33 protein-coding genes are annotated in these 26033 nt (G+C 39.3%); 9 read left to right on the top strand and 24 right to left on the bottom strand.

The window, feature by feature from the left end; genetic code table 11:
- Positions 1-80: 80 nt before the first annotated feature.
- From DWX61_RS02830 to DWX61_RS02780, 9 genes are all read right to left on the bottom strand, one after another.
- Positions 81-314 (bottom strand): excisionase, encoded by a 234-nt coding sequence (locus tag DWX61_RS02830; protein ID WP_016218019.1) that lies wholly within the window; start codon positions 312-314, stop codon positions 81-83.
- Positions 315-555: 241 nt separating this feature from the next.
- Positions 556-1893: a virulence-associated E family protein gene (locus DWX61_RS02820; RefSeq protein WP_118623689.1), complete on the bottom strand. Its 1338-nt coding sequence runs from the start codon at positions 1891-1893 to the stop codon at positions 556-558.
- On the bottom strand, positions 1859-2506 hold the full coding sequence (locus DWX61_RS02815; protein ID WP_118265299.1) for a CHC2 zinc finger domain-containing protein: 648 nt from the start codon (positions 2504-2506) through the stop codon (positions 1859-1861). The genes DWX61_RS02820 and DWX61_RS02815 overlap by 35 nt, the downstream gene beginning before the upstream one ends.
- 65 nt (positions 2507-2571) lie before the next feature.
- Entirely contained in the window at positions 2572-4152 is a 1581-nt protein-coding gene (mobQ, locus tag DWX61_RS02810) for a MobQ family relaxase (protein WP_118623687.1), read from the bottom strand.
- A gap of 184 nt (positions 4153-4336) precedes the next feature.
- Entirely contained in the window at positions 4337-4558 is a 222-nt protein-coding gene (locus tag DWX61_RS02805; protein ID WP_004612768.1) for a DUF4318 domain-containing protein, read from the bottom strand.
- A gap of 110 nt (positions 4559-4668) precedes the next feature.
- The gene (locus tag DWX61_RS02800; protein WP_118623685.1) at positions 4669-5049 is read right to left on the bottom strand and encodes a GNAT family N-acetyltransferase; all 381 of its coding nucleotides are present in this window, start codon (positions 5047-5049) and stop codon (positions 4669-4671) included.
- 370 nt (positions 5050-5419) lie between these two features.
- The gene (locus DWX61_RS02790) at positions 5420-5716 is read right to left on the bottom strand and encodes a DUF3847 domain-containing protein (RefSeq protein ID WP_118050417.1); all 297 of its coding nucleotides are present in this window, start codon (positions 5714-5716) and stop codon (positions 5420-5422) included.
- On the bottom strand, positions 5709-6050 hold the full coding sequence (locus DWX61_RS02785; RefSeq protein ID WP_118623681.1) for a replication initiator protein A: 342 nt from the start codon (positions 6048-6050) through the stop codon (positions 5709-5711). Before DWX61_RS02785 ends, DWX61_RS02790 begins: the two co-directional genes overlap by 8 nt.
- Complete coding sequence (locus DWX61_RS02780; RefSeq protein WP_002592123.1) at positions 6047-6235, bottom strand: hypothetical protein; 189 nt, start codon at positions 6233-6235, stop codon at positions 6047-6049. Before DWX61_RS02780 ends, DWX61_RS02785 begins: the two co-directional genes overlap by 4 nt.
- A gap of 483 nt (positions 6236-6718) precedes the next feature.
- Here DWX61_RS02780 and DWX61_RS02770 point away from each other — a divergent pair, with 483 nt between their 5' ends.
- A complete protein-coding gene (locus DWX61_RS02770; protein ID WP_118479699.1) occupies positions 6719-7525 on the top strand; it encodes a helix-turn-helix domain-containing protein in 807 nt (268 codons plus the stop codon).
- A gap of 99 nt (positions 7526-7624) precedes the next feature.
- Here DWX61_RS02770 and DWX61_RS02765 read toward each other — a convergent pair whose 3' ends face one another.
- The 6 genes from DWX61_RS02765 to DWX61_RS02740 form a co-directional block, all read right to left on the bottom strand.
- Positions 7625-8191 (bottom strand): CPBP family intramembrane glutamic endopeptidase, encoded by a 567-nt coding sequence (locus DWX61_RS02765; RefSeq protein WP_118265302.1) that lies wholly within the window; start codon positions 8189-8191, stop codon positions 7625-7627.
- Between the two features lie 47 nt (positions 8192-8238).
- On the bottom strand, positions 8239-8616 hold the full coding sequence (locus DWX61_RS02760) for a TnpV protein (protein WP_118265303.1): 378 nt from the start codon (positions 8614-8616) through the stop codon (positions 8239-8241).
- Positions 8617-9016: 400 nt separating this feature from the next.
- Positions 9017-10231: a site-specific integrase gene (locus DWX61_RS02755; protein WP_044960653.1), complete on the bottom strand. Its 1215-nt coding sequence runs from the start codon at positions 10229-10231 to the stop codon at positions 9017-9019.
- A gap of 104 nt (positions 10232-10335) precedes the next feature.
- Positions 10336-10557, bottom strand: a complete 222-nt coding sequence (locus tag DWX61_RS02750; protein ID WP_021650362.1) for an excisionase — start codon at positions 10555-10557, stop codon at positions 10336-10338.
- A 424-nt stretch (positions 10558-10981) separates the two neighbouring features.
- On the bottom strand, positions 10982-11254 hold the full coding sequence (locus tag DWX61_RS02745; RefSeq protein ID WP_015541278.1) for a helix-turn-helix domain-containing protein: 273 nt from the start codon (positions 11252-11254) through the stop codon (positions 10982-10984).
- Complete coding sequence (locus tag DWX61_RS02740; RefSeq protein ID WP_005426505.1) at positions 11241-11678, bottom strand: RNA polymerase sigma factor; 438 nt, start codon at positions 11676-11678, stop codon at positions 11241-11243. The genes DWX61_RS02745 and DWX61_RS02740 overlap by 14 nt, the downstream gene beginning before the upstream one ends.
- A gap of 504 nt (positions 11679-12182) precedes the next feature.
- On the opposite strand from DWX61_RS02740, the gene DWX61_RS02735 reads away from it, so the two are divergent.
- The gene (locus tag DWX61_RS02735; protein WP_015524620.1) at positions 12183-12542 is read left to right on the top strand and encodes a helix-turn-helix domain-containing protein; all 360 of its coding nucleotides are present in this window, start codon (positions 12183-12185) and stop codon (positions 12540-12542) included.
- A 63-nt stretch (positions 12543-12605) separates the two neighbouring features.
- Here DWX61_RS02735 and DWX61_RS02730 read toward each other — a convergent pair whose 3' ends face one another.
- Positions 12606-12941, bottom strand: a complete 336-nt coding sequence (locus DWX61_RS02730; RefSeq protein WP_005426510.1) for a hypothetical protein — start codon at positions 12939-12941, stop codon at positions 12606-12608.
- A 171-nt stretch (positions 12942-13112) separates the two neighbouring features.
- Here DWX61_RS02730 and DWX61_RS02725 point away from each other — a divergent pair, with 171 nt between their 5' ends.
- The 3 genes from DWX61_RS02725 to DWX61_RS02720 all read left to right on the top strand — a co-directional run bounded on the left by DWX61_RS02725 (position 13113) and on the right by DWX61_RS02720 (position 13969).
- Positions 13113-13376, top strand: a complete 264-nt coding sequence (locus tag DWX61_RS02725) for a helix-turn-helix domain-containing protein (protein WP_015541275.1) — start codon at positions 13113-13115, stop codon at positions 13374-13376.
- A gap of 94 nt (positions 13377-13470) precedes the next feature.
- Positions 13471-13644, top strand: coding sequence for a hypothetical protein (locus DWX61_RS18845; protein WP_005426514.1), 174 nt, complete (start codon positions 13471-13473; stop codon positions 13642-13644).
- Positions 13631-13969 (top strand): type II toxin-antitoxin system RelE/ParE family toxin, encoded by a 339-nt coding sequence (locus DWX61_RS02720; RefSeq protein ID WP_019162149.1) that lies wholly within the window; start codon positions 13631-13633, stop codon positions 13967-13969. The genes DWX61_RS18845 and DWX61_RS02720 overlap by 14 nt, the downstream gene beginning before the upstream one ends.
- A 47-nt stretch (positions 13970-14016) precedes the next feature.
- Here DWX61_RS02720 and DWX61_RS02715 read toward each other — a convergent pair whose 3' ends face one another.
- Positions 14017-14376, bottom strand: coding sequence for an MmcQ/YjbR family DNA-binding protein (locus DWX61_RS02715; protein WP_019162150.1), 360 nt, complete (start codon positions 14374-14376; stop codon positions 14017-14019).
- 400 nt (positions 14377-14776) lie between these two features.
- Between DWX61_RS02715 and DWX61_RS02710 the strand changes: the two genes are divergently transcribed.
- Positions 14777-15118 carry a plasmid mobilization protein gene (locus DWX61_RS02710; RefSeq protein WP_005426517.1) on the top strand — a complete coding sequence of 114 codons (342 nt, stop codon included), beginning with the start codon at positions 14777-14779 and terminating at the stop codon, positions 15116-15118.
- Positions 15067-16446, top strand: coding sequence for a relaxase/mobilization nuclease domain-containing protein (locus tag DWX61_RS02705; protein WP_118168642.1), 1380 nt, complete (start codon positions 15067-15069; stop codon positions 16444-16446). Before DWX61_RS02710 ends, DWX61_RS02705 begins: the two co-directional genes overlap by 52 nt.
- A gap of 23 nt (positions 16447-16469) precedes the next feature.
- Here the strand turns inward: DWX61_RS02705 and DWX61_RS02700 are convergent, their stop codons facing one another.
- Positions 16470-16883, bottom strand: a complete 414-nt coding sequence (locus DWX61_RS02700; protein WP_005426519.1) for a winged helix-turn-helix domain-containing protein — start codon at positions 16881-16883, stop codon at positions 16470-16472.
- Between the two features lie 121 nt (positions 16884-17004).
- Between DWX61_RS02700 and DWX61_RS02695 the strand changes: the two genes are divergently transcribed.
- On the top strand, positions 17005-17376 hold the full coding sequence (locus tag DWX61_RS02695; RefSeq protein WP_005426520.1) for a BlaI/MecI/CopY family transcriptional regulator: 372 nt from the start codon (positions 17005-17007) through the stop codon (positions 17374-17376).
- Between the two features lie 10 nt (positions 17377-17386).
- The gene (locus DWX61_RS02690; protein ID WP_021650354.1) at positions 17387-19183 is read left to right on the top strand and encodes a BlaR1 family beta-lactam sensor/signal transducer; all 1797 of its coding nucleotides are present in this window, start codon (positions 17387-17389) and stop codon (positions 19181-19183) included.
- A gap of 27 nt (positions 19184-19210) precedes the next feature.
- Here the strand turns inward: DWX61_RS02690 and DWX61_RS02685 are convergent, their stop codons facing one another.
- From DWX61_RS02685 to DWX61_RS02655, 6 genes are all read right to left on the bottom strand, one after another.
- Complete coding sequence (locus DWX61_RS02685; protein WP_055059611.1) at positions 19211-20458, bottom strand: DUF6070 family protein; 1248 nt, start codon at positions 20456-20458, stop codon at positions 19211-19213.
- Positions 20445-21602, bottom strand: a complete 1158-nt coding sequence (locus DWX61_RS02680) for a DUF6070 family protein (protein ID WP_118623679.1) — start codon at positions 21600-21602, stop codon at positions 20445-20447. Before DWX61_RS02680 ends, DWX61_RS02685 begins: the two co-directional genes overlap by 14 nt.
- Before the next feature lie 40 nt (positions 21603-21642).
- Positions 21643-23745, bottom strand: a complete 2103-nt coding sequence (locus tag DWX61_RS02675) for a penicillin-binding transpeptidase domain-containing protein (protein WP_118623677.1) — start codon at positions 23743-23745, stop codon at positions 21643-21645.
- Between the two features lie 307 nt (positions 23746-24052).
- Complete coding sequence (locus tag DWX61_RS19495; RefSeq protein WP_353652860.1) at positions 24053-24559, bottom strand: MFS transporter; 507 nt, start codon at positions 24557-24559, stop codon at positions 24053-24055.
- A 317-nt stretch (positions 24560-24876) separates the two neighbouring features.
- Positions 24877-25296 carry a winged helix-turn-helix domain-containing protein gene (locus DWX61_RS02660; protein WP_117638882.1) on the bottom strand — a complete coding sequence of 140 codons (420 nt, stop codon included), beginning with the start codon at positions 25294-25296 and terminating at the stop codon, positions 24877-24879.
- 102 nt (positions 25297-25398) lie between these two features.
- Positions 25399-25860: a hypothetical protein gene (locus DWX61_RS02655; RefSeq protein WP_117638881.1), complete on the bottom strand. Its 462-nt coding sequence runs from the start codon at positions 25858-25860 to the stop codon at positions 25399-25401.
- Positions 25861-26033: the final 173 nt, after the last annotated feature.

The following is a 26033-nucleotide window of genomic DNA, read 5'->3' as shown; positions in this document are numbered from 1 at the left end:
GACTTGCGCTCTTATCATAGCACAAATCCAGCTCTCCGCATAGTTATATCATGTGAAATCGGTAAATCTGTCAGCTCTGTTTACACAGCAGTAGCCTGATCCAGATACCTCTCAAATTTCTCACGCTTAATGAGGGCACGATTGCCGTTCATCACATAAAAATCCTCATTGGGATGTGTGTCAATAAGCGTTCTCAATTTTCCTTCGCCGATATGATAATATCTGGCTGCTTCCTCAATGGTAAGCGTATATCTACGCCACACCGGAATATCCGAGTAATTTTTTCCTTCAATATTCATCTTATTATTCGCCATAGGCAGTTATCCTCCATGCATGAAAATAGCCAGACAGAGGGTGTCGGCAACGAAGTCCGGCAACGGGCTTCAAAAGACCTTGCAAACAATCTCAATCTGGCGATGGTTACTATTTATACTTTTCTTTTATTTTTCTGTTGTTTTGGTTGTCATAGGGGAGAAAAGCCGACAGTTTCGGGATTTTCCCCGGCAACCGGCTCGGCAACGGGATAGCAACAGGGGGGGCAACGGGCTGTCATTTTCAGAATGGAAGCTCCATCTGTTCTGTGACCTCCACAAAACCGTCCATTGTTTTTTCAGACGGGTTGCCGGAGTCCGTTGCCGGGTTTTCACGCTCCCAGCCCTTTTGTCTGCCATATTCGGAAAACATTCTTGGGTTTGGGAAGTACCTCCAGCGGTCAATGCACTGGTTCATAATCTCGTTGATTTCCCGGATTTCCCATTGCTTCGGCTCGTCAAAAGCATGGTTCAAAGCTTCCTTGTAGAGCTGCTTGGAACAGACCATGCTCCCGGTGTACTTATCAAGATACGCCTGTATCATTCCGGCTTTGGTGTCCTCCGGCATAAAATCCCGCTGGTGTTCTTTGAGATACCGCTGCATGGCGGGGCTGAAAGCCAGCTTGAACCTTCCGCTTCGGTAAATCTCCATCGCTTCTGCCCACATCTGCTCGATATAGGCTCTGGAAGCGGCTTCGTCCTCCAAAATGTGAACCTCGGCTTGCTCCGGGTACACCATGACGGGGATAAAGCGGCGGTTGCCGGAACGGTCAAGGGGCAGGAAGTCAAGGGCATTGGAAGTGCCGCCAAACACGCACTGACGGGGGCGGTCTGCCGGGTGGGTTTCATAAGGTATCTTGTAGACCTCTTTCTGTCGGCTTAAAAATGACTTGATTTCCTCAATGCTCTTGGCGTTGGCGGTTGCCATCATTTCCGACATTTCGATAATCCAGTGACCTTGCAGCTTGCGGTACACATTGTCATCGTCCAGCTTCCGCAAATCATCGGAGAACCACTCGTCCCGGACTGCCAGCAGACGGAAGAAGGTGGACTTGCCAGCCCCCTGACCGCCTACCAGGCAGAGCATGATTTCAAACTTGCACCCCGGCTGAAAGGCTCGTGAGATTGCACCCAGCAGGAACAGCTTCAATGCTTCATAGGTGTAATCGTCTGCGTCAGCCCCCAGAAAGTGCCGCAGGCAGAAACGGATTCGCTCTGTCCCGTCCCACACAAGGGTATTGAGATAGTCCCGGATGGGATGGTACTTGTTTTCATTCGCCACAATCCCGATGGCGTTATCAATCTTTTTCTCATTGGTAAGCCCGTAGGTTTCTTCCAGATAAAGAAGCAGATACTTCATGTCCGTATCGTTCAGGGCGGTGCTTTCTCTGTGAAAACCGATGGGCTTTATGATGTCCTTGCGGTCGGTCAGGATGTTGTATGCGATAGCCCCGGAAAGCAGCGGGTCACGCTGGAATACGGTCAGGCAGTTCCGTATGCTCTGACGGACACCGCCTTTCTCGGTAGTTTCCAGCCCCGTCTTGATTTCAGGGGCGCTCTGGGGCGGCTGCATGGCGTTCATGGTGTTTTTTAGTTCTTGCTGCGTCTGCGGCTGCAAGCTCTGCCATTCGTTGTTCAAGCTGTATCACATCCTTTCCGTAGTCCGTAATCAAAGCCGCTTTTTCCTCCGTCTCCCCGAACAGCAGCACATCCAGCAGATATTCCACTTGGTCTTGCTTCTGTAAGGCTTCCACAAACCGGGGATGAAAGGCTTCCTCCGGGGAGTGCGGGGCATATTCCTTTCTCCATGCCCGGAGCAGGTGGAGATAATCGGCAAGAATACAAAAGCAGCGGTTCTTTGCCTCCTGAAACTGTTCCTCCGGGGATTTCTGCCGGGGCTTGGGCTTTTTTGCCTTTCCCGGCGGCTTCCAGTCCTCATAGGAAAGCCCAAAGTCCTGTGCCAGTTGTACGGCGGCTTCTTTCTTTCCCAGCCCATACAGGGCGGCGGTAAAATCAATCACATCCCCATCTGCACCGCAGCCGAAGCAGTGGTAACGCTGATCCAGCTTCATGCTTGGGGTCTTATCGTTATGGAACGGGCAGCAAGCCATCCCGTTCCGGCCTGCATGGATTCCATAATGCTCCGCAGCCTGTCTTGTTGTAACGGACTGCTTCACAGTTTCAAATACATTCAAATCTATCCCTCCTTGAAAAAAAGAAAAGCACCTGACATTCTCTGATTGAAAATGGCAAGTGCCTGTTAAAGTTCCATATCCTGTTGTTTGTGTTTTGTCTGCGCCGGGGCAGTTCTTTGTGCTTTTTTCTCGTCTGCCTTATCCTGCAAGACTTCCTTGATGGGCTGCTTCTTGGGCGGCTCTTTGCTTTCCTCTGTGCCGGGTGTGGCTTTCCGTACCCAGTAGCGGATGTCCCGCAGCTTCTTCAAATCCTCTTGTACCTCGGTCAGCGGTACTTTCAGCTCTGCGATTTCGCTGTGAAGCGTTTCCTGCTCCTCTTGCAGCTCCTCTTGGGTGCTGTCCTTATCATCCGGGTGCTTGGCAAGGTAGGCGGCGGCTTTCGCATATCGGGCAACCTCTGGGTGTTCCTGTTTGAATTTCTCCTTTGTTTTCTTAAAAAATATCTTCTGGTACTTCTCATAGACAGGCTTACATTCCTTGCAGTCTGTCCGGCTGGCAAGAATCCCGTCAATCACTTTGCTGCGGGCTTCCTTTGGCTTCATCTGATTGCGGTAATCGGCGGCTGATTTCCCGGAAGATTCCAGAAACGCTTCTAAGTCCTCCACAGTGGAAAGCCCCTTTTGCCGGAGATAGGACAGGGCTTCGCTGACTGCCTTTAAGTCCTGTGAAGTCCCCCGGTTCTGTCCAGCCCTTGTCCAGTCCTTCCGTTCTTCCTTTCGTATCTCCATATACTTCGTCAGCAGATTGGGAAGAAATGTTACTTCTTCCGCCGCTTTTTGTGCAAGCAGCTCTTTCCGTTTTTCTCCCAGCTCGGTAATCCAGCCTTTGAGGTTTTGGATAAGCTGCCGGATGGACTTCATCAGGCGGTTGGCGGCTCTGATTTCCCGGTTCAGGTTGCCGATATTCGTCTGGATACCACGCTTTTCCATCTGGCGGACAGCAGCCCCCTCATGGACAGTGGGGACTATATCAAGCCCCTGTCTGGCATAGGAACGCAAGTCCACACGCTCCGGGCGGTCATTGGCTTCCAGATAGCGGTTCTGGATGACCTCCCATTCATGCCGCCAGATTTCACAATACTTCTGGTCGTTCCAGTCCACCGTATCCTCCTTGTGGCTTTTCCACCTGCCGGATGGCAGCTTTATCCGTTCCCCGTTCTCGTCAAGGTCATAAACCTTACGGCTCTTGGGAAGCCATTTTCCATGCTCGTCCATTGCTCTCATAGTCAGCAGGACATGGGCGTGGGGATTGTGTCCCGGCGGATGGGGGTCATGGATGGCAAAATCAGCAATCATGCCTTTGGAAACAAACTGCTGCTCACAAAACTCCCGTACAAGGACAGCGTGCTGGTCAGGCAGTATCTCTCTTGGGATGGTAAGCACCCACCGCCTTGCAAGCTGGGAGTTCCATTGCTTCTCCACCGCTTCGGCGGCGTTCCATAAAGTATTGCGGTCTGCATATTCCTGTGGGGCATTTGCCGGGAGCAGGATTTCATTGTGGACGATACCACGCTTTTCCGGGTAGTGCTTCACTTGCTGGTCGTATTCACAGAACAGCTTTTCGCCACTCTGGTAAGCAGCGGCGGCAACAGCAGACTGCCGCTGGCTGCGCTGAACAATCGTGATTTCGTTGTGTGGACAGGGCATTTCGTGTCCCTCCTTTCGGTAATTGGTGGATGGGGTGGTGTTTTACCACCTCATTTTGGGCAGAAAAAAAGCAGGAGACCTTTTTCAGATTTCCTGCTCGGTGTGCCGCTGTGTGGGCGGCGGGTATTTAGTTGTAGAAGTTCGGGGCAAGTTGACCCGATGTGTGTAGAATAACAAATTGGATTTATTTTTCTTTACATTTTATGCCGTAATTTCCCCTACTACCATTTTCGTAGCCCCTATATATTTCATATCTTTTTCCATTTATCTCCACTTCGTCATCGTTAATAAATGTATAAGACTCACCATTTTCTTCACAATACTTTGAAATTGCTTCCATAGTTTTTGCAAGAGTTGGGTAATTGGCACTATCCTCATAAGGAACCCAAAAAGCTTTTTTAAACATATAAAATACCTCCTTCTAATTTGTTAAGTAATCCACGAATTTTCAAATCGTTATAAAATAATAGTATCATACAGCTTCGCAAAAATCCACTTATAACTTCAAATTGTCCCTTACTCTTTTCTATTTATCATGTAAGATTGTAAACTTTTTTGACAACCATTCTTTTCATAAAATTTTTCTGCTTCTGGTTGAGAGCCGAAATATAACATTGTAGGTGTATTATCTTTTGCAAGTTGAAGAAGTTTGCTTCCAATCCCCTGTTTTTGATATTGAGGAAGAACCAGTAACTCTGTAATTGTTCCAAAATAGTAATCATCGGAAAGAATACGCAAGCATCCTACTAGCTTTTTATTGTCATAGGCTGTTATATTTAATGTTTTAGATAATGCCATCCTTGTTTGTTCCACATCATAATTACCTTGCCATACTTGATTGACAAAAGAAATAAACATTGATACATCAAGGTTTTTATCATCTATTTTGTAGTCCATTATTTTTCCTCCAACTACCGATTTGTTGTCATCTTCATTATACTTCATCGCCTATCGAAAAGATAGCATATTTTATGAAACTTGTCGGCTGGGAACAGCTTGCAGCGCAAGGTGTCCCCAGATGGCAAGTCCACAAAAGGGTAGCTGGCGGCAGCCAGCGCAGGGGAAGCGTAGCGTCCCCTGTATGATTTGGAGCAGACCATGACCGCGGAAGCCGACATTCTGTCGGCTGCTGCGGCATTCGCCGAGTGAATATGCAAGCATATTCGTTCGGCTCATTGCTCGCACAAATCACAGCCCTCCGGCGAGGAGCCTTCGGAGAACGCAATGCACCAACCTCTGGGTGGTGTATAATTGCGCCCTTAGTAAACTAAGGGATTTCCGGCTTCTCCCGTTCCAGCAGTTTTTTTAATAGTTCCTGCGTGTCCTGTCTGTGAAAAATAAGTTTCAACAACAACATGACATCATCATCTGTCAGGCGTTCCGGCTCTTGCAGAAAACTTTCCAGCATACCGCCACGAGTACAGAGCCGGTGCGTCCGTTCCTTTCGGGTAAGCTGCTTTAACTGGTGCTGCAATGCCTTTTCATCATTGATGGCTTTCCGCAGTTTCTTTTCGCTTTTTTCCAACTCCCGGTTGAGCTTTTCCAGCTTTGAGGTATCAGGCAAGGACAGCGTCCTCCTTTCTCGGTATCAGCACATAAATCCGGTTTGGTTCTCCCACGCCCTGACGCACCCGCATGATAAGTCCGGCAGTTTCCAGTTCATTCAGAGAACGCTTGACCGTCATGGGGCTGCGGGACAGGACAGCGGCAATGGCTGTAACAGGAACGCAGACAAACAGGATTCCGTTCTCGTCCTCCTGCCCGTTGAAGAGCATAGCATCCAGCATCTGGCAGTACATGACCTTTGCGGTGCTGCTGACTGGAAATCCTGTCAATGCTCTGGGAAAGGGCATACAGGGCGGCAATGGTGTGTCTATCGTCATAAATTCAAAATTCATTCGGTATGTTCCTCCTTTTTCTTTGCTCGTTTGGATAAATAACGGGGGCAGTCAACCACAACCGCCCGGAAGCTCTGCCTGCATCCATGCTGGCATTTCCGGCATAACTCGTTGTAAGTGACACGCCCCCGGTCATTGAGGTAAAAGGAAAGCTCATGCTTCCTCTTTTTGCTCATTCTCGGCATATTGCGCTTCCTCCCGTTTTCGTGTATGGTTTCGGGGCGATTTTCGGCAAAATTATGGTCATAGAGCTGCCTAAAATTCCCCGAAGTATCAGCGATAGGGTAGACTGCCCCCCTATCAGATTGTCGTGTTTCGGTATCATTTCGGTGTCAGTTCGCCAGTTCTCCTCGGTGTCGTTCCTCCCCTGAATCTCACAGCGGCGTATCGCTCCCTTTGGTACGCTCGTTTTGGTCAGGGTTCCTCCATATCCCTGCCAAAAGTCATGGCACTACATCGCCGGGGAAGCATATCCCACACAGGCTGGTCATTCGATTGGAATAATCCATCGATGAACTACCTGTATCATAGAACATTTTTGTGCCCTGTGCCGTATGTCCACAAAGTAGGAATCAGAGGTAAAAATCAGAAATTTCCACGATTGCGGAATTGATATGGTATAATCAATTCAACGGTTATAAATGTTGTCAGAAGGGGGAACTGCTTCAATGAACGGAGCTACTACAATACAGGAACGGCTAAAAGATTTACGATTAAACAAAGGATTAAAACTGGAAGAACTGGCAGAGCAAACGGGTATTTCAAAATCGGCTCTTGGCAGTTATGAAAAAGATGACTATAAGGAAATCAATCATGGCAACCTTATCCTGCTGGCAGATTTTTATGGGGTGTCCCTCGATTATCTCTTTTGCCGGACAGAGAACCGGGCGGAGATCAACACGCCATTAAGGGAGCTGCATTTGAGTGATGAGATGGTAGCACTTCTGAAAAGCGGTCGGATTAACAACCGTCTGCTGTGCGAACTTGCTACACATAAGGATTTTATCAAGTTTCTTACGGACATTGAGATTTATGTGGATGGGATTGCCACCATGCAGATTCAAAACCTCAACGCCCTTGTCGATACTGTCCGGCATGAAATCATTGAACGGTATCGCCCCGGCGAAGATGACCCCCATTTGAAAGTGTTGCAAGCTGCCCATATCAGCGATGATGAGTATTTCAGTCAGATGGTACGGGATGACCTCAACCTCATTATCCGGGATATTCGGGAAGCCCATAAAAAGGACAGTGAGAGTGCACCCCAGACCACCGTTGCCGATGAACTGAAAGAAAATCTGGAAGCGGTTAAAAATTTCAAGGGCAGCCGGGATGAAAAGCTGGTTGTCCTTTACTGTAAGCAGCTTGGTATCAACTATAAAAATCTGTCAGATGAAGAATTTCGCTGGCTCATTCGTATTCTCAAGAAGTCAAAGAAAATGGGAACGCCTATCAGCCAGAGGAAAAAACGGTAAAGAAAAACCGCTGTTGCATGGTTTGTTGGCTTCCATGTAGCAGCGGTTTGTGCTGTGGTTATTCAGTTGATATTGTATAAAGCGATAAACTGTAAGCTATCAATCGCCACTTAGGCGTGTTTTCCCAATAACAATGTAAAACAACGGTATCATTATAATCATTGCTACTATGATATGTACATATATGAAACTTTGTGTTCCTGTAACAAGAAACAAACTTGTTATTGTATAATTCCATAACCAATGAAACCCTGTGGGCATCCAAATACTCTTTGTAGTGTAAAACATTTCATTGGCAAATATTCCATATAGAAAAGGAAAAATAAACATTACCAGAACAGAAATATTATCGGTATTAAAAATATGTGGTAGTGTAAAAATAAGTGCAGCTATTACGCAACTCAAATACTTATTTTTACATTTTTGCAGCAACAGCCCAAAAATAATTCCTCTAAAAATAACTTCTTCAATAAAGGACACGAAAAAGTAAAATATGAATTTCCCTTTATGATTCATCAACAGTGATAAAAAATCAGTGTCTTGAAGAATTATATTTGATTTGACTGATGAATAAACTATAAACAATACAATGATTGGCATTATAGCTCCAACTGCAAAATTCAGAAAATCTATTTTTCTAAAATATAACCCTATGCTTTTTAACATAACGCACCTTTTAACCTCTGATTTGTCATAATCCTGACACCATACTATTATGAATAAATTATCTCATGCAAAACAATTTCTTCTGCCCGATTGTGGATATTATTGCACCGCCGCACCCATTCCATTTGACGGGTACACTTTAATTCCTCGGTTACGCCCTCGGCAATTTTCATCTGCTCCATGATGGTGTCTAACCGTTCCTGTGCCTGTTCGTTCAGGTCTGAAAGATATGTCCATAACTCCCCAGTCAAGGTCAATGTGTTCGATCGGGCTGGATGGATTTCCCTTAAATATTCCCGGTGCAGCCGTCCATACTTTCCAATGGGGCGATGTTCTTCCGGCAGTTTCAGGTCTGGGATGTAGTAATCTCCAACAAGGATATAATCAATTCCGTTTTCCGTTATTCTTGGTTTCAATTCGCTCATGTTTTAATCTCCTCATTCTGGCTCATTTTTTTGCAAGTCTGGCTCTCCAGAAATATTGGTAAATCTTTGGTAAATTTGAGACTGAAGCACAAAAAACGCTTAAAAACGGGGCTTATGAGACGATTTGAGACTTTTCATCATGCCCGGTAAATCCTGCCGTGGCAGACAAATAACACACTTATCATTGCTTAAAACTCCTTGAAATGCTGTATTTACGCTGTTTGCAGGCATTTTCCGATAATCTTCAATCCTGTCATTTTCCTGTATATCACAGCATAAATTCGTATATTTTCTTATCCAAATTTAGTAACTTCTTAGTAATAATCAGCCTGGAAAACAGGCTTTCTAAGAACCTTATAATCAGATTATTCTTAATTCTTTTTTCTATTATTTTATCATACTATGCCAGTTTTGCAATCCTATTCATCTCTTCTTTTGCATCAATTAATCCCAGATGCGTATATACATTTAACGTAACCCCTATATCAGAATGTCCCATTAAATATTGGAGTGCTTTCGGATTCATTCCAGCTTTCGCCATATTGGAACAATATGTATGCCTACATACATGAGGCGTGATCTTTGGCATTTGTTCCTCATGAGTACGATTATACTTTCCTAACGCCCACTGAAAATGTTTTTCCCAATGGAGTGCTACCTCAGGCATATCTTTTTTATCCAGGAATAAAAATCGACTATATCCATCTATAATCGGCTCAACCCTTACTTTTTTACGGTTTTTCACAATCTGTTCAAAACATTCATAAACTTCATCTGTCATCGGCAACATTCGTGTTCCACTTGAAGTTTTGGTATCTTCAATGACGTACTGCATTCCTCTGGTTCTCTGAAGCTGATGATTCACATTGATTTTTCTCTCCTGAAGATCAATATCTTTCACTGTCAATCCACAAAACTCAGAAATACGAAGTCCAGTCTTAAACAAAATAAACATTCCATTATAGTATTTTGAGTAATGGTCATCATTTCGGATAAACTCCAGAAATAACTCTTCCTGTTCTTTTGTAATTGCCTGTCTTGTAACACTGTCATTTACGACAACTGTACATAATTGAAATTCAAAAGGATTCTTGCGCAGTAAATCATCTTCAACTGCCATCTGAAATGCAGGTCTTACAATTCCACGCACACTGTGAATGGAACTGTATCCTCTTCCATCTGCTTGCAGCTTAATAAACCATGCTTTTGCATCCGACAATTTTATTTTATCTATTCTTCTGGTTCCGAATTCTTCTTTTTTTATTATATTGATCACAAAATCATAGTTCGCCTGAGTATTATGACGAACCCCCTTTTTTTGTCCAATATATTTTTGAACCAAATCCAAAACTGTTAAATTTCCTCCGTAAGGTACTATACCATCATGTAAATCTCTTTGGATATTTTTTTCTTTTTCCCTTAGAGCTAAGCATGGTCTGCATCCAGTTGGCAGAGAATCTGTTGGCTCTAATTTCCAACTATACAAAAACTTCTGCTTTCCATAACAATCTGTATATACAAACGCATATCTTCCATCTTTTCTCTGACTTTCTCCGTTTCGTAAAATTCGACCTTTTTTATCTCGTCGTTTTTGGTCACGTTTTGTTTTACCCAAACGTCTTCGCCCCTTTCTACGAAGAAGCCCTAGCACGATATAGGTATTATATCATACCAGGGCTAACATTTTCACTTTAAAGTGCTAAATTGTTCGTATATTTTTTACAAAGACGTAGTCTGATCCAGAAAGGCCTCAAATTTCTTACGGTTAATCAATGACTTACACCCCACCTGGACTGTAAAGCAACATTCTGAATTTAGATGTTCCGAAATAAGCATCCTTATTTTCTTTTCACCTATTCCGAAATATTGCACTGCTTCATCCACCGTAAGCATATATTTTTCCCAAATTGGAATCTTACCTTTTTCAATTTTAATCGCCACTCTTCTCTCCTCCTTTTCTCTTTGGACAAAACATTTTTATCTGCCCATGACAATTTACAATTTTATACACTGTCATCGGCAGATAAAATTACAATACAGGTGGCAGTTCAGTACTCTGCCCACATCGGTTTTGCACCGTCATTAAATATGACCAGATTTTTTCTGGAAATATCATTATCACAGATATGCTTCGTCGCCCTGTGCAGCTGCTGCACATTTTGTCAAATTCTTCTCGCTCCATACCTTTACTTCAATGTTATATTTCAGCATTTCCTCGTATTTACTCCATTAACAGAGCAGATATATCATGGCGGATTTACCTAGTGGCTCTACATATCTTCACGTCCTGTATGTAAAACAATATACAATTTTCAAGGTACAAAAATTCCTGAAGGGGAAAAGGAATCTATATTAAATACTCCCTTTACTGATTACTTTTCCTTACATATGATTTCGTATCAAATCCCAAGGTCTTAGTAATCAGTTTTGCTTCCAGGCGTTGACGCAGAGTTTCATCTACACAGTAATGCACCTGTCCAAATTCGTCAAACATTTTTCTGGTAGCCAAAACTGTTATGTACCCTTCATAATGCTTCAACACTGCCTGGATTGCCTCAGTATCACCAGTTGATGCTGCCTCAATAACATGGAATGGCAGCAAATCAAATGCGCATTTCTGTTTTTTACTTTTTTTCATTTGCAGATTCCTCCATATTTTTTCTCATCAGTTCCAGTGATCGTCTACGATGCTCATTAATTGTGCTGCGTACAAGATTCATTTCTCTGGCAATGTCTGCATCACTCATATCCATAAAATATGATAATAACACAACATTCCTTTTCTTTTCAGTAAGTGTCTGCAGTGCTTCAGCAATCAATGCATCTTTGACTTCTATGTCGTAACCCAGGACCTGAAAACGATGTGTTTCCATTTCATGCTCATCCATTATAAAAAGTCTGCTCAACTCCTTTTCTGATAATTCTGACAACATCACTTCATACTTCTGGCGATATGCCATATGCTTTTCATAATTAATAACTTCACTTTTCAATGCCAGCTTGCACAGAGAATCAAACTGATGTCTGACTGTCTGCTCATCTTGAAAAGAGGATTGCTCCATAAGAGTTCACCTCCTTCCCCGCCGGTAGGCAATAAGCAAAGTTCTTGCTTCCCCTTCACACATATCCCAAACGGATGAGTGCATTTGTCGGGGTGTGGGAAGAAATTTTTAAAAAATTTCTTAATAAATACGAGAAAATTGTTTTTCCTGTATTTTGAGGTATATAAAAAACGTCCTAATGGGTAGTTTTTAGCCCATCGGACGCTATTTATATCAAAAGATAATATTTTGCCATCATTTTTTGTGGCATATAATTCACTTTTTGAGGTAAAGAAATTTATTTGCTTTTTTGAACTATTTATCTATTTCATCCGTCACGTAATGACGGATATGATACCAGACAATAAAATTCTTAATCTTTCCTATACCTCCGGATCTGTTTTACGGAAATTCAGAATTTTATATGTCTTTTAAAAAGTGAAATATCACCCTCTTTTTTAGTGAAATATTAGTTCATTTTCTTTCAAGAAAGGGAACTATACACTAAACATGGAGGTGTATCATATGCCAAAACAAACAGATAAAGAACTGGGATTGTTTTTTAAGAACGCCCGACACGAGCAAAAATTGACTTATGAAGAATTAGCTGAAAAAGCAGAAATGTCCAGCCGATATTTAAAGGAAATTGAAAATGGGGGCCGAGTTCCGAGTTTTCATAAAATCAGAAAACTGGTACGCGCTTTAAATGTTCCTCCTGAACCATTGTTTTATCCAAACAATCATACAGATAATCTTGATTATCAACGCCTGCTCATGTACCTGTCAAAATGCAACGATGAGCAAATTACCGCTATCCTTGCCATCGTAGAAGCATACCTGCGCACATACAAAATTCCTACAGACCACGATAAACAAGATCCCTGAAATTCATTTGAATTCTATCTGAATTATTCTGAAGAAGCGGTATGGTTTCCCATACCGCCACTCTTAACGTGCATATTTTTCTATCATTCTCTTAACATTCGTGGATTTCTTTATTGCCCCTATATTAATAAGAAACTCAACTACATCCATCATTCCCTGGTAATAAGCCCGCTGCTCCTCTTCATAATGGAAATGTTCTAACTGATCCAGATATTTATTCCAGAAATTCTGCTCACGCTCTGGGATTTTTTCCAGATGTAGTGGCAGCTTCTTTTGTATTTGTTTCAAATTCTTCTCTGCTTCTTTCCATTCTTCCGGCTGTACTGTATATTCTCTTTCTCCGGAGTCACAGCGCAATTCCTCAAATAAATTCGATACTGCTTCATAAAATTCATTCATCTTCTTTCCACCTCTCATTAGAATTATTTCTCATTACAGGCAGCATTATCATTTTCTTATTTCAAAAATCAAATAAACTTCCCAAAAACTTCATCTTTAGAAGTATAGTAACAATATTTTTCCTTAAAATCAATAATAATACTTCATCTTTAGAAACTTTTGAGGATCAGAATGATTATTTATTGGGATAAAAAAACGAACAGTAAAAACAGAATAGGACAACGGGTAAAAGAATTACGAAAGGCTCATAATCTTACTCAGAAAACACTCGCTGCCAAATTACAACTTGCAGGATATGATTTTAATGATCTGGCAATCCTGCGAATTGAACAAGGCACACGTTTCGTTCCCGACTACGAAGTTGTCGCACTGGCCGAAGTATTTAATGTTTCCTGCGAATATCTTCTTGGTCTGACGGACGCTCCTGCAAAATAATTCAATTGTATTGCTGCCCATTCTATGCTAAACTATGGATAGATACTTCTGAACAACATACACTATTTATAAACCGTATGATTGGAGTGATTTCATGGAATTAACAAAAAAAGTCCCTACAACCGATAAAAACCAGGAAAACAATCATCTTCTCCGCATGTTAGACCGGGGAATTGATGATATGGAAGCTGGTCGTGAATTGCCACTGGAAGATGCTTTTCGCAAAATCACAGAATTAAGGGATGCACGAAGAAATGCAAGAATATAAAATTATTTTAACCTGGGAAGCAATTTACGATGTCACAGACATTGCAGATTATATTGAAGAAGAATTCGGCCAGCAACGTGCTGACCGTTTTCAATCTGATCTGAAAGAACAAATGCAGAATTTAGGCCAGTTCAGTACTGCCTTTCCCCGAACTCAAATTCTGTACAGAGGATATTCCATACATAAAAGATCTTTTCCGCCATCTATTATTTTTTATATTATAATGGAAGAAACAAAAGAGATTCATATTCTCCGAGTGTTGCGCCATGAACGAGATTGGGAAAATATCCTGTTGCAAAGATCAACTTATACATATCCAGAATGAATACCTGGGAGCCAATCAGAGATTTTTCTGAAAGGCTTCCTTTTTTATTACTTCCCACTGTCAATTAAATCATAACTCATATCCAGAAAATCCAGCGTCTTAGCTTCACTGACAGAATCATCCAAAAGAATCGTAATCCAGTGTTGCTTATTCATATGATACCCCGGTAAAAATCCATACGTTTGAATAATCATCCCAACCAGATCAGGATCACATTTTACATCCAGGATGTCAATGTTTCCATCTTCTTCTAATCCCAGTATTTTCTTTTCCACTACCATAATTATAGCATACCATTTTCCATTTTTATGTCGAAGCACCGCAGAATCAGGATCTTTTTTCCATAAATATTCCGGTTCAGTTCCATATTGCTCTTTTACATATTGAAAAATTTCTTCACGTTTCAAATTTATCCCTCACTTACGATTTCTTTCTCTGATTATACGCTATCAGGATTGTATTCTCAACCACTTCTCACAGTTCTATTTATGTTTTATAGCTTTTGCATAGCCTGCTTTGCAGGCTACACCCCAAAAGAAGCAAGCACTGCCAGTGTCATGACACCTGGCTCATTTTGTCAAATTCCCTTTCCGGTTCATTCTACCAAAATGTATCAGGGAGTATCCCTGGCCCTCTCATATTTTATAATTTCTTAATTTGACGCTTTCACCCAGTCCTGTTAAAATAACTTACAGATACATCTGTCCAAACCAACAAAAAACCAAGTACCATAACTGTCATAGCCGAACTGGTTAGACAGTTTTTTTGTACTCTTTTTTATAGAAAAAAACGAATTGGAGGATTTCAATGAGCAAACGTACCAGAATTCATCCCGTACAATTTTATTTGAATGATGACGAACAATACATTTTAGAAGAAAAATATCGTCTTTCCAGGATGAAAAGCAAATCTGCCTTTCTACGGAAAATGATCTTATATGGATTTGTATATGAAGTAGACTACTCTCATATCCGAAAAATGAATACCCTGCTGGGCAATATCAGCAGCAATTTGAATCAGATCACCCATCGTATAAACAGTACCAATACAGTTTACCCAAAGGACCTGGACGATATAAAGGAGTTAATGGAAAAAATATGGCAGTTACAAAAATCCATGGTATCAAAACAACCGTTGATAAAGCAATAGAATACATCTGCAATCCAGATAAAACTGACCAGAATCTATATATTTCTTCCTTTGCCTGCTCTCCCGAAACAGCCGTTCTTGACTTTAAATACACTTTGGATCATACACATGACTGCAGAGATCCGCACAATACAAATAAGGCATTTCATCTGATTCAGGCATTTTCCCCTGGTGAAGTTTCCTATGAAGAAGCCCATCAAATTGGCAAAGAACTTGCGGATCGCTTACTGGAGGGAAAATACTCCTATGTTCTGACAACACACACTGATAAAGGTCATGTACATAACCATTTAATTTTCTGTTCTGCAGATAACATCACTTTTTCTCATTACCATGACTGTAAAAAGAATTACTGGAAAATACGAAATCTCAGCGACACTTTATGCCAGGAACATAACCTGTCCACAATTATGCCAGATGGTAAAAAAGGAATGAAATACAATGAATGGGCTGCAAATAAATCTGAATCCAGTAAAAAAGCGCAGCTGCGAAAAGATATCAACCAGACAATCCGAATCGTTTCCACTTATTCAGAATTTCTTGCATTTATGGAAGCTAAAGGATATGAAATAAAAAACGCAGAATTTGGCGAAAACAGCAGAAAATACATTACCTTTCGTTCTCCCGATATGTCCCATCCAGTGCGTGGAAGTGCTAAATCTTTAGGAAAAAATTTTACTAAGGAACGTATCAAAGAACGCATTAATAATAAGCTCCACAGAACTACTGTTCCTTCTGTTCGTAATAAGTTAATAGACACCAACACTCCCAATATAGCAGGAAACATTGGACTTCAGAAATGGGCAAATAAGGAAAATTTAAAAATTGTCTCTGCTGAATATAACAAGATGTTCACACATAATCTACATAATTTTTCAGAACTTGAAGACCGCATAGCCTTGTTACATATGCAGCAAAAAGAGGTAAATACCTCTGTTGTTTCTCTCGAGTCTCAGATACGCCATCTTCGAGAAATGCTAAAATATGCCGAACAATATCAGAAAAATAAAATTTACGACGACCATTATAAAAGCTCCAAAGATCCAGATCGTTATTTCCGTAAATATGAATCTCAAATTATTCTTTTCGCGGGTGCTGAACATATTTTACAGGAAAATGGTATAAACCTGAAACATCTTAATTCCAATAAGTTGCAAGAGCAAATTGCAGATCTTATTTCCAGAAAGGAATCACTAAATACTCAATACGTTTCCTTTAAGCAAGAAATAAAAGAGTTGGAATTGATACATCAAAACCTGTCCAAATATCTCAAACAGGATGCTCCTGAAATACAAAGATCTTCTCATAACCAACTCCCTTCTTTGTAAAACCATAATAATAGGCAGCGATTTCACTCGCTGCCTAAATTCCCGTTAAACCGATATCCTACACCTCGTACTGTTTGTATATATAATGGTTGTCCAGGATCATCTTCTATTTTTTCTCTGATATTGCAGATATGTCGCATAACCACATTATAATCACCGGAATAAGGTTCATTCCATACCAGATCATAAACCATTTCTTTTCCAAATATTCTACCTGGACTTTTCGCTAAAAGAAGTAAAATATCATATTCATATTTTGAAAGATGAACATCACTATCATTCTTTTTAACAATTCGTTCCTGTAGATATATTTTTAATTCTCCAAACCTTATAATTTCCGGTATGAATTGGTTTTTATGTTCCCAGCTAGTCAATATGTTTTCACTTATGCTTCCATTAGCATCTGTGATTCTCTCAATAATTTCTATCTTTTTCACCTTTATTGCCTCTACATTATTAATTTTATATTCTATATATCATCTGCCATTTGACTTTTTTCTTCTACAAGTAATATAATATATTTATTACATATGTAGGATTTAGCAGGAGGATTTTATTATGTCACTACCCCAAATTTCAGAAGCCGAATTTGAAGTTATGAAAATTGTATGGAAATATGCTCCCATCAATACAAATGAAATTACAGAAAAACTTACTCTAACTACCAGCTGGAGTCCAAAAACAATTCAAACTCTTATCAAGAGACTTGTTTCCAAAAAAGCTCTTTCCTACGAAAAACAAAGCCGGGTATTTGTCTATACTCCATTAGTCCAAGAAGATGAATATATACGCCAGGAAAGCAATTCTTTTTTAAAGCGATATTATAATGGAAATCTTTCTTCTATGCTGGCTTCTTACCTTGAAGACGATAAGCTCTCTTCAACAGAAATTGATAACTTACGCCATTTATTATCAAAACATCAGAAATAGGAGGTTTTGAATGAGCAACTGGATTATCCACTTTTTAATCAGTAATATCTTCATATGTATTTTTACACTTGTAATAATCGGAACAAAAAAACTTCTGAAAAAATATTTATCTGCGGCTACACAGTACCATCTCTGTTTTCTTTTATTTTTACTACTTGCCGTGCCATTTTTTCCTGTACAGATTCATGGCTCACAACTTTTTTCATGGTTACATTTTTTTCAAACTGACTCAGGACTTAACTCTGGTACCGACACGCTATCCGAACTTACCAGTAATACACAAAATATTTTGTTAAACCAGGTGAATGATTTTTCAGTTTCCATCAGTAGTCAATTTTCTGGAGGCTTGAATACCATACTCTTTCTAATATGGATAACGGGTGTTATGATTATGTCAGTCCTCACCCTTCATTCATTAAACTATGTACGTTCCATAAAAAGATCTGCTCTCCCGCTTCAAAATCAGCAGGTAAAAACTATTTATTACAATTGTTTAAAGGAACTTAAAATCTCTCACCCAGTATCAGTCTACAGTACTGCATTTTTAAAATCACCAGTTTTAATCGGAATAATACATCCCAGAATTTACATTCCCATCCATTTAATTTCCGAACTGAATCCTGATGATATGCGTTTTATGCTGCTACACGAATTACAGCATTACCGTCACAAAGATACATTTATTGGCTTCCTCATGGTCATAAGTAATATACTCTACTGGTTTAACCCTTTTGTTTGGTACACTTTAAAAGAAATTCTCTGTGACCGTGAAATAGCCTGTGATTCTGCTGTATTGCAGATGATTTCTGCTGATGAATACCAAGCTTATGGAACTACACTGATTAATTTTGCAGAAAAAATATCCTCTTTTTCCTCTCCACTGGCAGTTGGAATGTCCGGAAATTTCAGGCAGATGAAACGACGTATTCTCAACATCGCCGTTTTTAGGAAAGAAACTCTTTATCAAAAAATGAGAGCATTGATAATTTATCTGGTCATTAGTGCTGTTTTTATTGGATGTACACCCATTTTATCCATTGATGCCTCTACTCAAAGCGTATATCATTTTAGTGATACAGACAAAAATATCTCCCTGTTAGATATATCCGAAACATTTGGAACATATGATGGATCATTTGTTTTGTATGACAATAATTTGGATTCCTGGAAAATATACGATCTTGAAGAAGCCACCAAACGTATTCCGCCAGAGTCTACCTACAAAATATACGATGCATTATTAGGGTTGGAATCCGGAATCATCACACCAGAACACTCTTCCATGACATGGAATGGTGATGCCTTTCCTTTTCCATCCTGGGAAGCTGATCAGGATTTAAACTCTGCTATGCAAAATTCCGTTAACTGGTATTTCCAGGCAATTGATTCGCAGCTCGGAATTAACAGAGTCCAGGAATTTTTGAATAAAATAGAATATGGAAACCAGACAACCAGTTCAAATCTGGATTTATACTGGTCCGATTTTTCATTAAAAATCTCGCCTTTAGAGCAAGTAACATTATTGAAAAAATTTAACACAAATGAATTCCATCTAAATTCCCAAAATGTATTTTCTGTTAAAAATGCTATAAAAATTGCCAGTACACCTAATGGTAATTTCTACGGAAAAACTGGAACCGGTCGTGTCAACGGACAGGATATCAACGGCTGGTTTATCGGATATGTAGAAACTTCCGATAACAGCTATTATTTTGCAACCAATATCCAAAGTGATTCTAATGCAACTGGCAAAAAAGCATTTGAAATCACTTCTGATATCTTAAAAAAATTACATATATGGAATTAACAAATATGAAAGGGCTGATAGTTGTTATCAGTTCTTTCTTTTTATTCTATATTGATATTTGGGAACTTCTTTCGTACCATTATTCAGAATTTTATTCCCCATATATTTAAAACTCTTATCATCGTTGAACTTAACAGTCAGCTCACTTGTAATAACGGCATCATTACATATAAATGTATCACATACAGCATCAACAACCAACACACTGTTTCCCTCTCCGCTATCTCTTATTTCAACGACCTCCGGTAAAGATGTTCCAAAATAAGTAGGGCTATAATTTAAACAGCCTAATCGTTCCCAGTCATAAGTTTGATGTTCCGAATCAAATACTGCCCATTTTTTAATTTGATCTGCTGTTATCGGCAAAAACTCCATTATCAGATTTTCAAACTCTTCTGCCGGAATTCCACTTGAGTTACCTGAAAACTCATATCTCTCCCCGTATTTCATTCGATATAAATATTCATATAAACCATTATAATCTAACCCTTCCATATCAGATCTATCCCAATCAGAACATAAAAGATTATTCCCCTGATATCCAAGCAAATACACACACCTCTTTGAAACTTCCCTGCATTCATCACTTAAAGGTTTAATTCTTATCATAGAACTGCCATCAACCGCTTCTGATACTTCCGGATACTTTGGAACGCATAGCGTATAACCAAACCAGCCTTTTTCTGTATATTTCCATTCTTCTATCCTTGTATACGAAACATATACAATAGATGGATTGTCGTTCATACCCCAAACAGCTTTCACAGCCAGCAAATACATATCTGTCCCATCATAATTGAATTTGAGTCTTTCTATCCCACCATCCCTGTTAATCCTATATAAGACGATATCTCCTGTCAGATCCTGTTCTGCCCTGAAAAGAAATTCTTCCATTTTAGAATAATTAGCCATATTTGAATACGGTGCTGATGTAATAACGGGGACATTTTTTTCCTTTAATACTTCCTGCATTTCTTCCATTACTGTCTCAGAAACTACTATATTCGATGAAGTCCCTTTATCCGCCTTTTGATAAATGACTTTCATCTGATTCATAACATTCTTACAATCTTCAATAGCTTCTTCTTTCACGACTTCATCTACTGGCAAATCATATCCTCTTTCTTGTACAGCATAATTCGCAGTTTCCTGTGAAATATATTCTAAATCAGCCCCTTTACATTTTGTATTTCCTATGAAAAAGCATCCCGAAATAAATAAAACGCTCATCATCTTTTTCAGTTTTCTTTTTGTAATCATATCAATTATCTCCATAACATTCCTCCCACTTTTCGTCTGATAATCTTTCTGTATACCAGGTAACCTCTATTTCTGACCTTGATACATAATTGGATACATATTGAAATCTATCTTTATCTAACAGCCGAATGGTTACACTATGACAAAACGCCTGATCTAATTCTTTTTGTGGCCATACCGCATTTACTTCCAGTGTTATTGTTCCATCTTGATTTTCTATGTAGGAAACAACTTCCGGATATGGAATATATGGTGTGGGAGCAAAATCATATACGATTCCTCTGGTTCGATACCGATATGTCTGTATTTCTGTGTGAAATACCGTTCCTGTCTGCAGTATCTCTGCGCTTATATTAAAATATTTTTGAAATATCGTTTCAAATGATTCTTTTGGGATTTCATAAGTCTTTCCTTCCTTAAATTCATCAGTTTTTTCTTCCATTGAAAGTAAACGATCAAAAACATCATAAAAATTTATTCCATCATAATTTTTTTCACTCCAATTAGAAGTAAACAATTTATTAAGTGTATATCCAAAAGGAAGTATATATTTTCGATTCAACTCCCGACATTTTTTATTTAACGGTGCTACCCGAAAGTCCCGATATCCAGACGGTCCATCATATCCTGCCGGATGATATTCTTCTATAAAGAAATGCCCGTTTTCTGTATATTTCCATGAATTAGCTCTAAACTCATGATAATATGTTTCCTGCCAAGTGTCCTCTTTCCATTTAAAAGAGCTTACTTCAACGTCTATTTTCCCCTGTTTGGTTTTCAGATCATACCGGATAAAATGATCCCCTGCTATAACTTGAAATATAGTAGTTTTTCCATTCTTCTCTTTTTCTGCTTTTTTCAAAAAATCATCTACTTTAATACTTTGAACCATATCCAGCTGATTGTAGGAATCAATTACTGCATATCCATATTTTCCAAAATAATCCATACTTTTTTGTATTGTACTCAGCTCATATAGTGCATTTTCTTTCACAGCATTCTCATATATGTTCCGATAGCCTTCTGCTAGCATTTCACACTCTCTGTAAATTTTTTCTTTCGTATCTTCAATTGTCTTTTTCTGCTCTTTCTTTATGCCACATCCACTACAGACAGCAAGCAAAATAACTCCCACAAATATTTTCCAAATTTTTTTCATATCATTTTCCTCTTACATTTGTAATATTTAAAGGTAAAAATTATTCATTACCAAGATATTCATCCAGTATCGCCTTATCCTTTTCCACCACATAACCGCTTCCTCCAATATCTTTCACATTCTCTACCATACTGATGAGCAAAATAGGATTCTTTGTATCTCTATCTGTAGTAAAAACTGTAAACCAGCCAATTTCTGTTCCAGATGTATCTTCTTTTGTAGCTTTCAGTTCCGCTGTTCCGGTTTTTCCTGCTAATCTAATGTCTTCCCGGCATGCTCCATAACCAGTTCCTTCCGGGTTATTCACTACACCCTCTAACCCCTCCATAACCTCCGAAACAATTTGTGGTGAAAAAGCATCTTTTATCCAGATTTCACTGGAAGTGCTTCCACCATCCGCGTGAAGATATGGCTTTATCATATTTCCATCATTTAGAAAAGCCGTATAAATGCTTGCAAGATGCAAAGGATTTACCAGAATCTGTCCCTGTCCATACCCACTGTCAGCAAGCTGGATTTCTGTTTCTATCTTGTCCATATTAGAATATTGGGACTCTGACATTTTAATATCAAATGGAAGTTCCTGATTAAATCCTATTTGATTTAGAGACTGCATCAGTTGATCCGCACCAATTTTTAATGCTGCTTTTGCAAAATAAATATTATCTGAATAAATAAGCGCATTTTTCAAGATCACAGGTTCATAATCATGAAGTGTAGTCACTGTATAATCTCCCCACGAGGAATCTTTCTGCCACGCCAGACCCTCATTTCCAAAATCGTCATTTGCAGTAAATGCCCCCACTTTTAATCCAATTGCAGCAATTACAGGTTTAAAAGTTGAGCCAGGACACCATGTCTGGCGAAAGCGGTTGTATAAAGGCCTGTCTTCATTTTCATTTAATGCACTCCACTGGCTGTTGTCCATTCCACGTACAAAATCATTATTATCATAAGATGGCGTACTTACCAACGCCAATACTTCCCCTGTATAAGGATTCAAAGCTACAGAACATCCTCTGTCTTCTTTAAATTGTTCATAAAGAGTACTTTGAAGATCACCATCAATCGTAGTATGGATATCTTCTCCATCTTTTCTAGGCTCATATGCAATAACACTTTTTTTATTTCCATTTGCATCTACAATACAGATTTCACACCCATCTGTTCCTTTTAGTTCTTTTTCATAAAGCGTTTCCAGTCCAGTCTTTCCAATCACACTGTTTGTACGATACCCTTCCCCTTTATGTTCCTGCAAATCTTCGGCTGTAACCGCCTGTACATACCCTACCAGATGAGAGGCAGCTTCTTTTAGATAATAAGTTCGTACTTTTACATCAGATAACATAATACCTGGAATCTTCAATAATGTGTCCTGCTTTTCTTTTTCTTCCAGAACAGTTTTATCCGGATTCACTGTCAAAAGATCGACCTCTTGTATTTTAGGAATTGTTGCTACTGGTACAAAAGAATCTGCTTTTACCCAACCGGCTTTTAACTTATCCTCAATTTCGTCTGCTCCAATTCCAAGATACTCTGCCAGTTTTTTTATTGTATCTTCTCTGTTCTCCATCCTGCCCGGAACAATTCCTACCGAAGATGCAGTTCCCTCTCTAGCCAACTGACGACCATTTCTGTCTAAAATATCTCCTCTCTTTGCCTCTTCTGACGTTACCTGAACTTTATCCGTTGCAGATAACTCTGGAAAAATCAACTGATCCTGCCAGATTAAATGATATCCTGTCCAATCATGTGAAAATACCGCATCGTTGGTAAATTCTACATTTCCTGCAGCAGTCTGCATATTTGTTGTATAGGAAACTGCCGCATTTCCGTTTTCTTTTCTTTTTGCTGTAATATCGGTTATGGACAGATCAGACATCTCAATGCCTTCATATATTTTAGAATTTCGTTCTATAAATTCTTCCTTACTGTTCATGCTGCTTTTTTTCTGATCCAGCATGGCATACATTTGCTCATATTCCCCTTTTTCAATATATTTCATATATTCCATTAGTCTTTTTTCAGGAACATTACGATTCATTATTGTTACAATACCGATTCCACCACCAATCAATATACCGCTAAATAAAACTATTTTTGTGATAGTCTTCGTGTGTTTTTTTCTTTTCGTTTTTCTCATATAGTTTTATTTCTCCTTTTTTCGTATTTTCTTAAATATTACACCTGTAATATTTAAACGTCAAGTTTTTTCTTAGGTTTATATCTGTAAACAAGAGGAAAGATTTGGGAAAAAAAGAAAGGGCATCTCAAAGCCCTCTTTGATAAAAAACTTTACCGACACCCTGAGGTAATGGTTTCTCCGGATGTTTCCCAAACGCTATAATCACTCTCCAGAAGAACCAAAAACGATTTTTAATTTTCTCTCAGAAAAAAAGAACTACTCTAAATCTGCTGATCTTTGAAATAACCCTGCTCGTTTCTTATAATCATTTTGTTTTGGGGTCAGACCCTATTAAACAGAACACGGGACCTGCAACCAATAAACCCAGAGGCATTGTCAACGAAATAATACTGTTCAATAAAGAAAATGCGCGTCCATGATATTTTGAAGATATCGTTTCCTGCATATACGCAATGTAAAGAATATTATAGAACACAGCACTGATTCCCATTCCAAAACACATAAAAGCAAATATCCAAAATGCCGCATCTGACTTTGGAAGAAACCCACTAATGAGTGTGATGCTTCCAAGGCCAAATAATCCAATGAAGGCGGCACAGGCAGCGTTATGTTGCAGCTTATTTCCAAAATGGTTTATCACAAAAGTTCCAATCATCATACCTGCGGAATAAAGAAGTTCTACACTACTCGCCTCGCATGCCGTTCCTTGAAAATAGTCACTTATCATCAAAGGATAAAACGCCGTAATCGGCATAAAGAAAATCATACAATTTGTAGCGGAGAGAGTCAAAACGAAAAGCCGCTTATCCATCAGAAAAATCCGGATCGTTATTTCCGTAAATATGAATCTCAAATTATTCTTTTCGCCGGTGCTGAACATATTTTACAGGAAAATGGCATGAACCTGAAGCATCTTAATACCAATAAGTTACAGGAGCAACTTTCAGATCTTATTTTCCAAAAAAAATCACTAAATACTCAATATGTTTCTTTTAAGCAAGAAATAAAAGAGTTGGAATTGATACATCAAAATCTGTCCAAATATCTCAAACAGGATGCTCCTGAAATACAAAGATCTTCTCATAACAAACTTCCTTCTTTGTAAAACCATAATAATAGGCAGCGATTTCACTTGCTGCCTAAATTCCCGTTAAACCGATATCCTACACCTCTCACCGTTTGTATATACATTGGTTGGCCCGGATCATCCTCTATCTTTTCTCTAATGTTGCAGATATGTCGCATAACCACATTATAATCACCGGAATAAGGTTCATTCCATATGATATCATATATTTGTTCTTTGCTAAACACTCTTCCGGGACTTCGCATTAATAAATGCAAAATTTCAAACTCTATAAAAGATAAATCTATTTTTTCCTGCTTTCGAAATAATTCTCTTTTATCCAACAAAATAACAATATCTCCATAACTCAAATTTGTTTTTGCATTTTCAATTACTTGAAATGCTCTTGCTCCCGTATTGACACAGGATATTATATGATTCAGGATTTCTTCCTCACTATCTTCAAATGTCAGTATTAACATTTTCCCATGTAATCACCTACTTTATTTTTTATGCATAAACTTTTAACTAAAACAAATCTGCCGTACTGTGACATTTTTCTTTTACCATCACACAGCTAAAGATTATTCAATATTCAATTCAATGTTTCCAGTAAATTCCTCACACTCAATGCCGACATAATTTCCGCCATCAGGAAGTGTAATTGTGTCACTATAAGTTCCGGTTGTTTCAATCAAAGTGACTGCTTTATCAGATCCAGAAATCCAAAATACTTTTGCAGTACCTTCCGTAACCTCCAAAGTGCAGTCAATAGACAGCTCCTTACCGGCTTCTCTTTTTATGGAAGTTCCTCCGAACAAATACTCTGTATCTGAAAAATCCTCATAATCAGCCGTATAAGTTCCCGTATAATCATCGATCCCTTTTTCTTTTGTTCCTTCCAAAGATGACTTTCCTGTAAGCTCTATGGCTCCAGCCGACTGAACGATATTATTATAATGATCAAGAATTTCATCTTTTGAACAGCCAGAAAGCATAAAACTTCCTAAAAGAACGAATGTTAATACTAAATCACTTTTCTTCATACAATCATCACCAGCCTTTCTTTGGAGCTACCTTTTTGGCCTTTTTCTTTGTTTGGGTTGCTTCTCGTTCTTTCATGCACAAAATCAAGATGGCAGAAATAACGACAGCAAGCGCAAGACTGCAAGAACAGGTTCCGATATTCCAGTTGACTGCGGTATCATAGCTACGGTAG

The organism is Ruminococcus sp. AF20-12LB (assembly GCF_003478985.1).
Classification (GTDB): Bacteria; Bacillota; Clostridia; order Lachnospirales; family Lachnospiraceae; genus Blautia_A.
The sequence above is the reverse complement of the archived record's forward strand: the minus strand, read 5'-3'. Positions and strand labels throughout refer to the sequence as shown.

What these genes read in the sequence shown, in the direction of transcription:
- DWX61_RS02830 (WP_016218019.1), bottom strand. Translation starts at nt 314, where the DNA reads ATGGCGAATAATAAGATGAATATTGAAGGAAAAAATTACTCGGATATT.
- DWX61_RS02820 (WP_118623689.1), bottom strand. Translation starts at nt 1,893, where the DNA reads ATGAACGCCATGCAGCCGCCCCAGAGCGCCCCTGAAATCAAGACGGGG.
- mobQ (WP_118623687.1), bottom strand. Translation starts at nt 4,152, where the DNA reads ATGCCCTGTCCACACAACGAAATCACGATTGTTCAGCGCAGCCAGCGG.
- DWX61_RS02805 (WP_004612768.1), bottom strand. Translation starts at nt 4,558, where the DNA reads ATGTTTAAAAAAGCTTTTTGGGTTCCTTATGAGGATAGTGCCAATTAC.
- DWX61_RS02800 (WP_118623685.1), bottom strand. Translation starts at nt 5,049, where the DNA reads ATGGACTACAAAATAGATGATAAAAACCTTGATGTATCAATGTTTATT.
- DWX61_RS02785 (WP_118623681.1), bottom strand. Translation starts at nt 6,050, where the DNA reads ATGAATTTTGAATTTATGACGATAGACACACCATTGCCGCCCTGTATG.
- DWX61_RS02780 (WP_002592123.1), bottom strand. Translation starts at nt 6,235, where the DNA reads ATGCCGAGAATGAGCAAAAAGAGGAAGCATGAGCTTTCCTTTTACCTC.
- DWX61_RS02770 (WP_118479699.1), top strand. Translation starts at nt 6,719, where the DNA reads ATGAACGGAGCTACTACAATACAGGAACGGCTAAAAGATTTACGATTA.
- DWX61_RS02765 (WP_118265302.1), bottom strand. Translation starts at nt 8,191, where the DNA reads ATGTTAAAAAGCATAGGGTTATATTTTAGAAAAATAGATTTTCTGAAT.
- DWX61_RS02760 (WP_118265303.1), bottom strand. Translation starts at nt 8,616, where the DNA reads ATGAGCGAATTGAAACCAAGAATAACGGAAAACGGAATTGATTATATC.
- DWX61_RS02745 (WP_015541278.1), bottom strand. Translation starts at nt 11,254, where the DNA reads ATGAAAAAAAGTAAAAAACAGAAATGCGCATTTGATTTGCTGCCATTC.
- DWX61_RS02740 (WP_005426505.1), bottom strand. Translation starts at nt 11,678, where the DNA reads ATGGAGCAATCCTCTTTTCAAGATGAGCAGACAGTCAGACATCAGTTT.
- DWX61_RS02735 (WP_015524620.1), top strand. Translation starts at nt 12,183, where the DNA reads ATGCCAAAACAAACAGATAAAGAACTGGGATTGTTTTTTAAGAACGCC.
- DWX61_RS02730 (WP_005426510.1), bottom strand. Translation starts at nt 12,941, where the DNA reads ATGAATGAATTTTATGAAGCAGTATCGAATTTATTTGAGGAATTGCGC.
- DWX61_RS02725 (WP_015541275.1), top strand. Translation starts at nt 13,113, where the DNA reads ATGATTATTTATTGGGATAAAAAAACGAACAGTAAAAACAGAATAGGA.
- DWX61_RS18845 (WP_005426514.1), top strand. Translation starts at nt 13,471, where the DNA reads ATGGAATTAACAAAAAAAGTCCCTACAACCGATAAAAACCAGGAAAAC.
- DWX61_RS02720 (WP_019162149.1), top strand. Translation starts at nt 13,631, where the DNA reads ATGCAAGAATATAAAATTATTTTAACCTGGGAAGCAATTTACGATGTC.
- DWX61_RS02710 (WP_005426517.1), top strand. Translation starts at nt 14,777, where the DNA reads ATGAGCAAACGTACCAGAATTCATCCCGTACAATTTTATTTGAATGAT.
- DWX61_RS02705 (WP_118168642.1), top strand. Translation starts at nt 15,067, where the DNA reads ATGGCAGTTACAAAAATCCATGGTATCAAAACAACCGTTGATAAAGCA.
- DWX61_RS02695 (WP_005426520.1), top strand. Translation starts at nt 17,005, where the DNA reads ATGTCACTACCCCAAATTTCAGAAGCCGAATTTGAAGTTATGAAAATT.
- DWX61_RS02690 (WP_021650354.1), top strand. Translation starts at nt 17,387, where the DNA reads ATGAGCAACTGGATTATCCACTTTTTAATCAGTAATATCTTCATATGT.
- DWX61_RS02685 (WP_055059611.1), bottom strand. Translation starts at nt 20,458, where the DNA reads ATGGAGATAATTGATATGATTACAAAAAGAAAACTGAAAAAGATGATG.
- DWX61_RS02680 (WP_118623679.1), bottom strand. Translation starts at nt 21,602, where the DNA reads ATGAAAAAAATTTGGAAAATATTTGTGGGAGTTATTTTGCTTGCTGTC.
- DWX61_RS02675 (WP_118623677.1), bottom strand. Translation starts at nt 23,745, where the DNA reads ATGAGAAAAACGAAAAGAAAAAAACACACGAAGACTATCACAAAAATA.
- DWX61_RS19495 (WP_353652860.1), bottom strand. Translation starts at nt 24,559, where the DNA reads ATGGATAAGCGGCTTTTCGTTTTGACTCTCTCCGCTACAAATTGTATG.
- DWX61_RS02660 (WP_117638882.1), bottom strand. Translation starts at nt 25,296, where the DNA reads ATGTTAATACTGACATTTGAAGATAGTGAGGAAGAAATCCTGAATCAT.
- DWX61_RS02655 (WP_117638881.1), bottom strand. Translation starts at nt 25,860, where the DNA reads ATGAAGAAAAGTGATTTAGTATTAACATTCGTTCTTTTAGGAAGTTTT.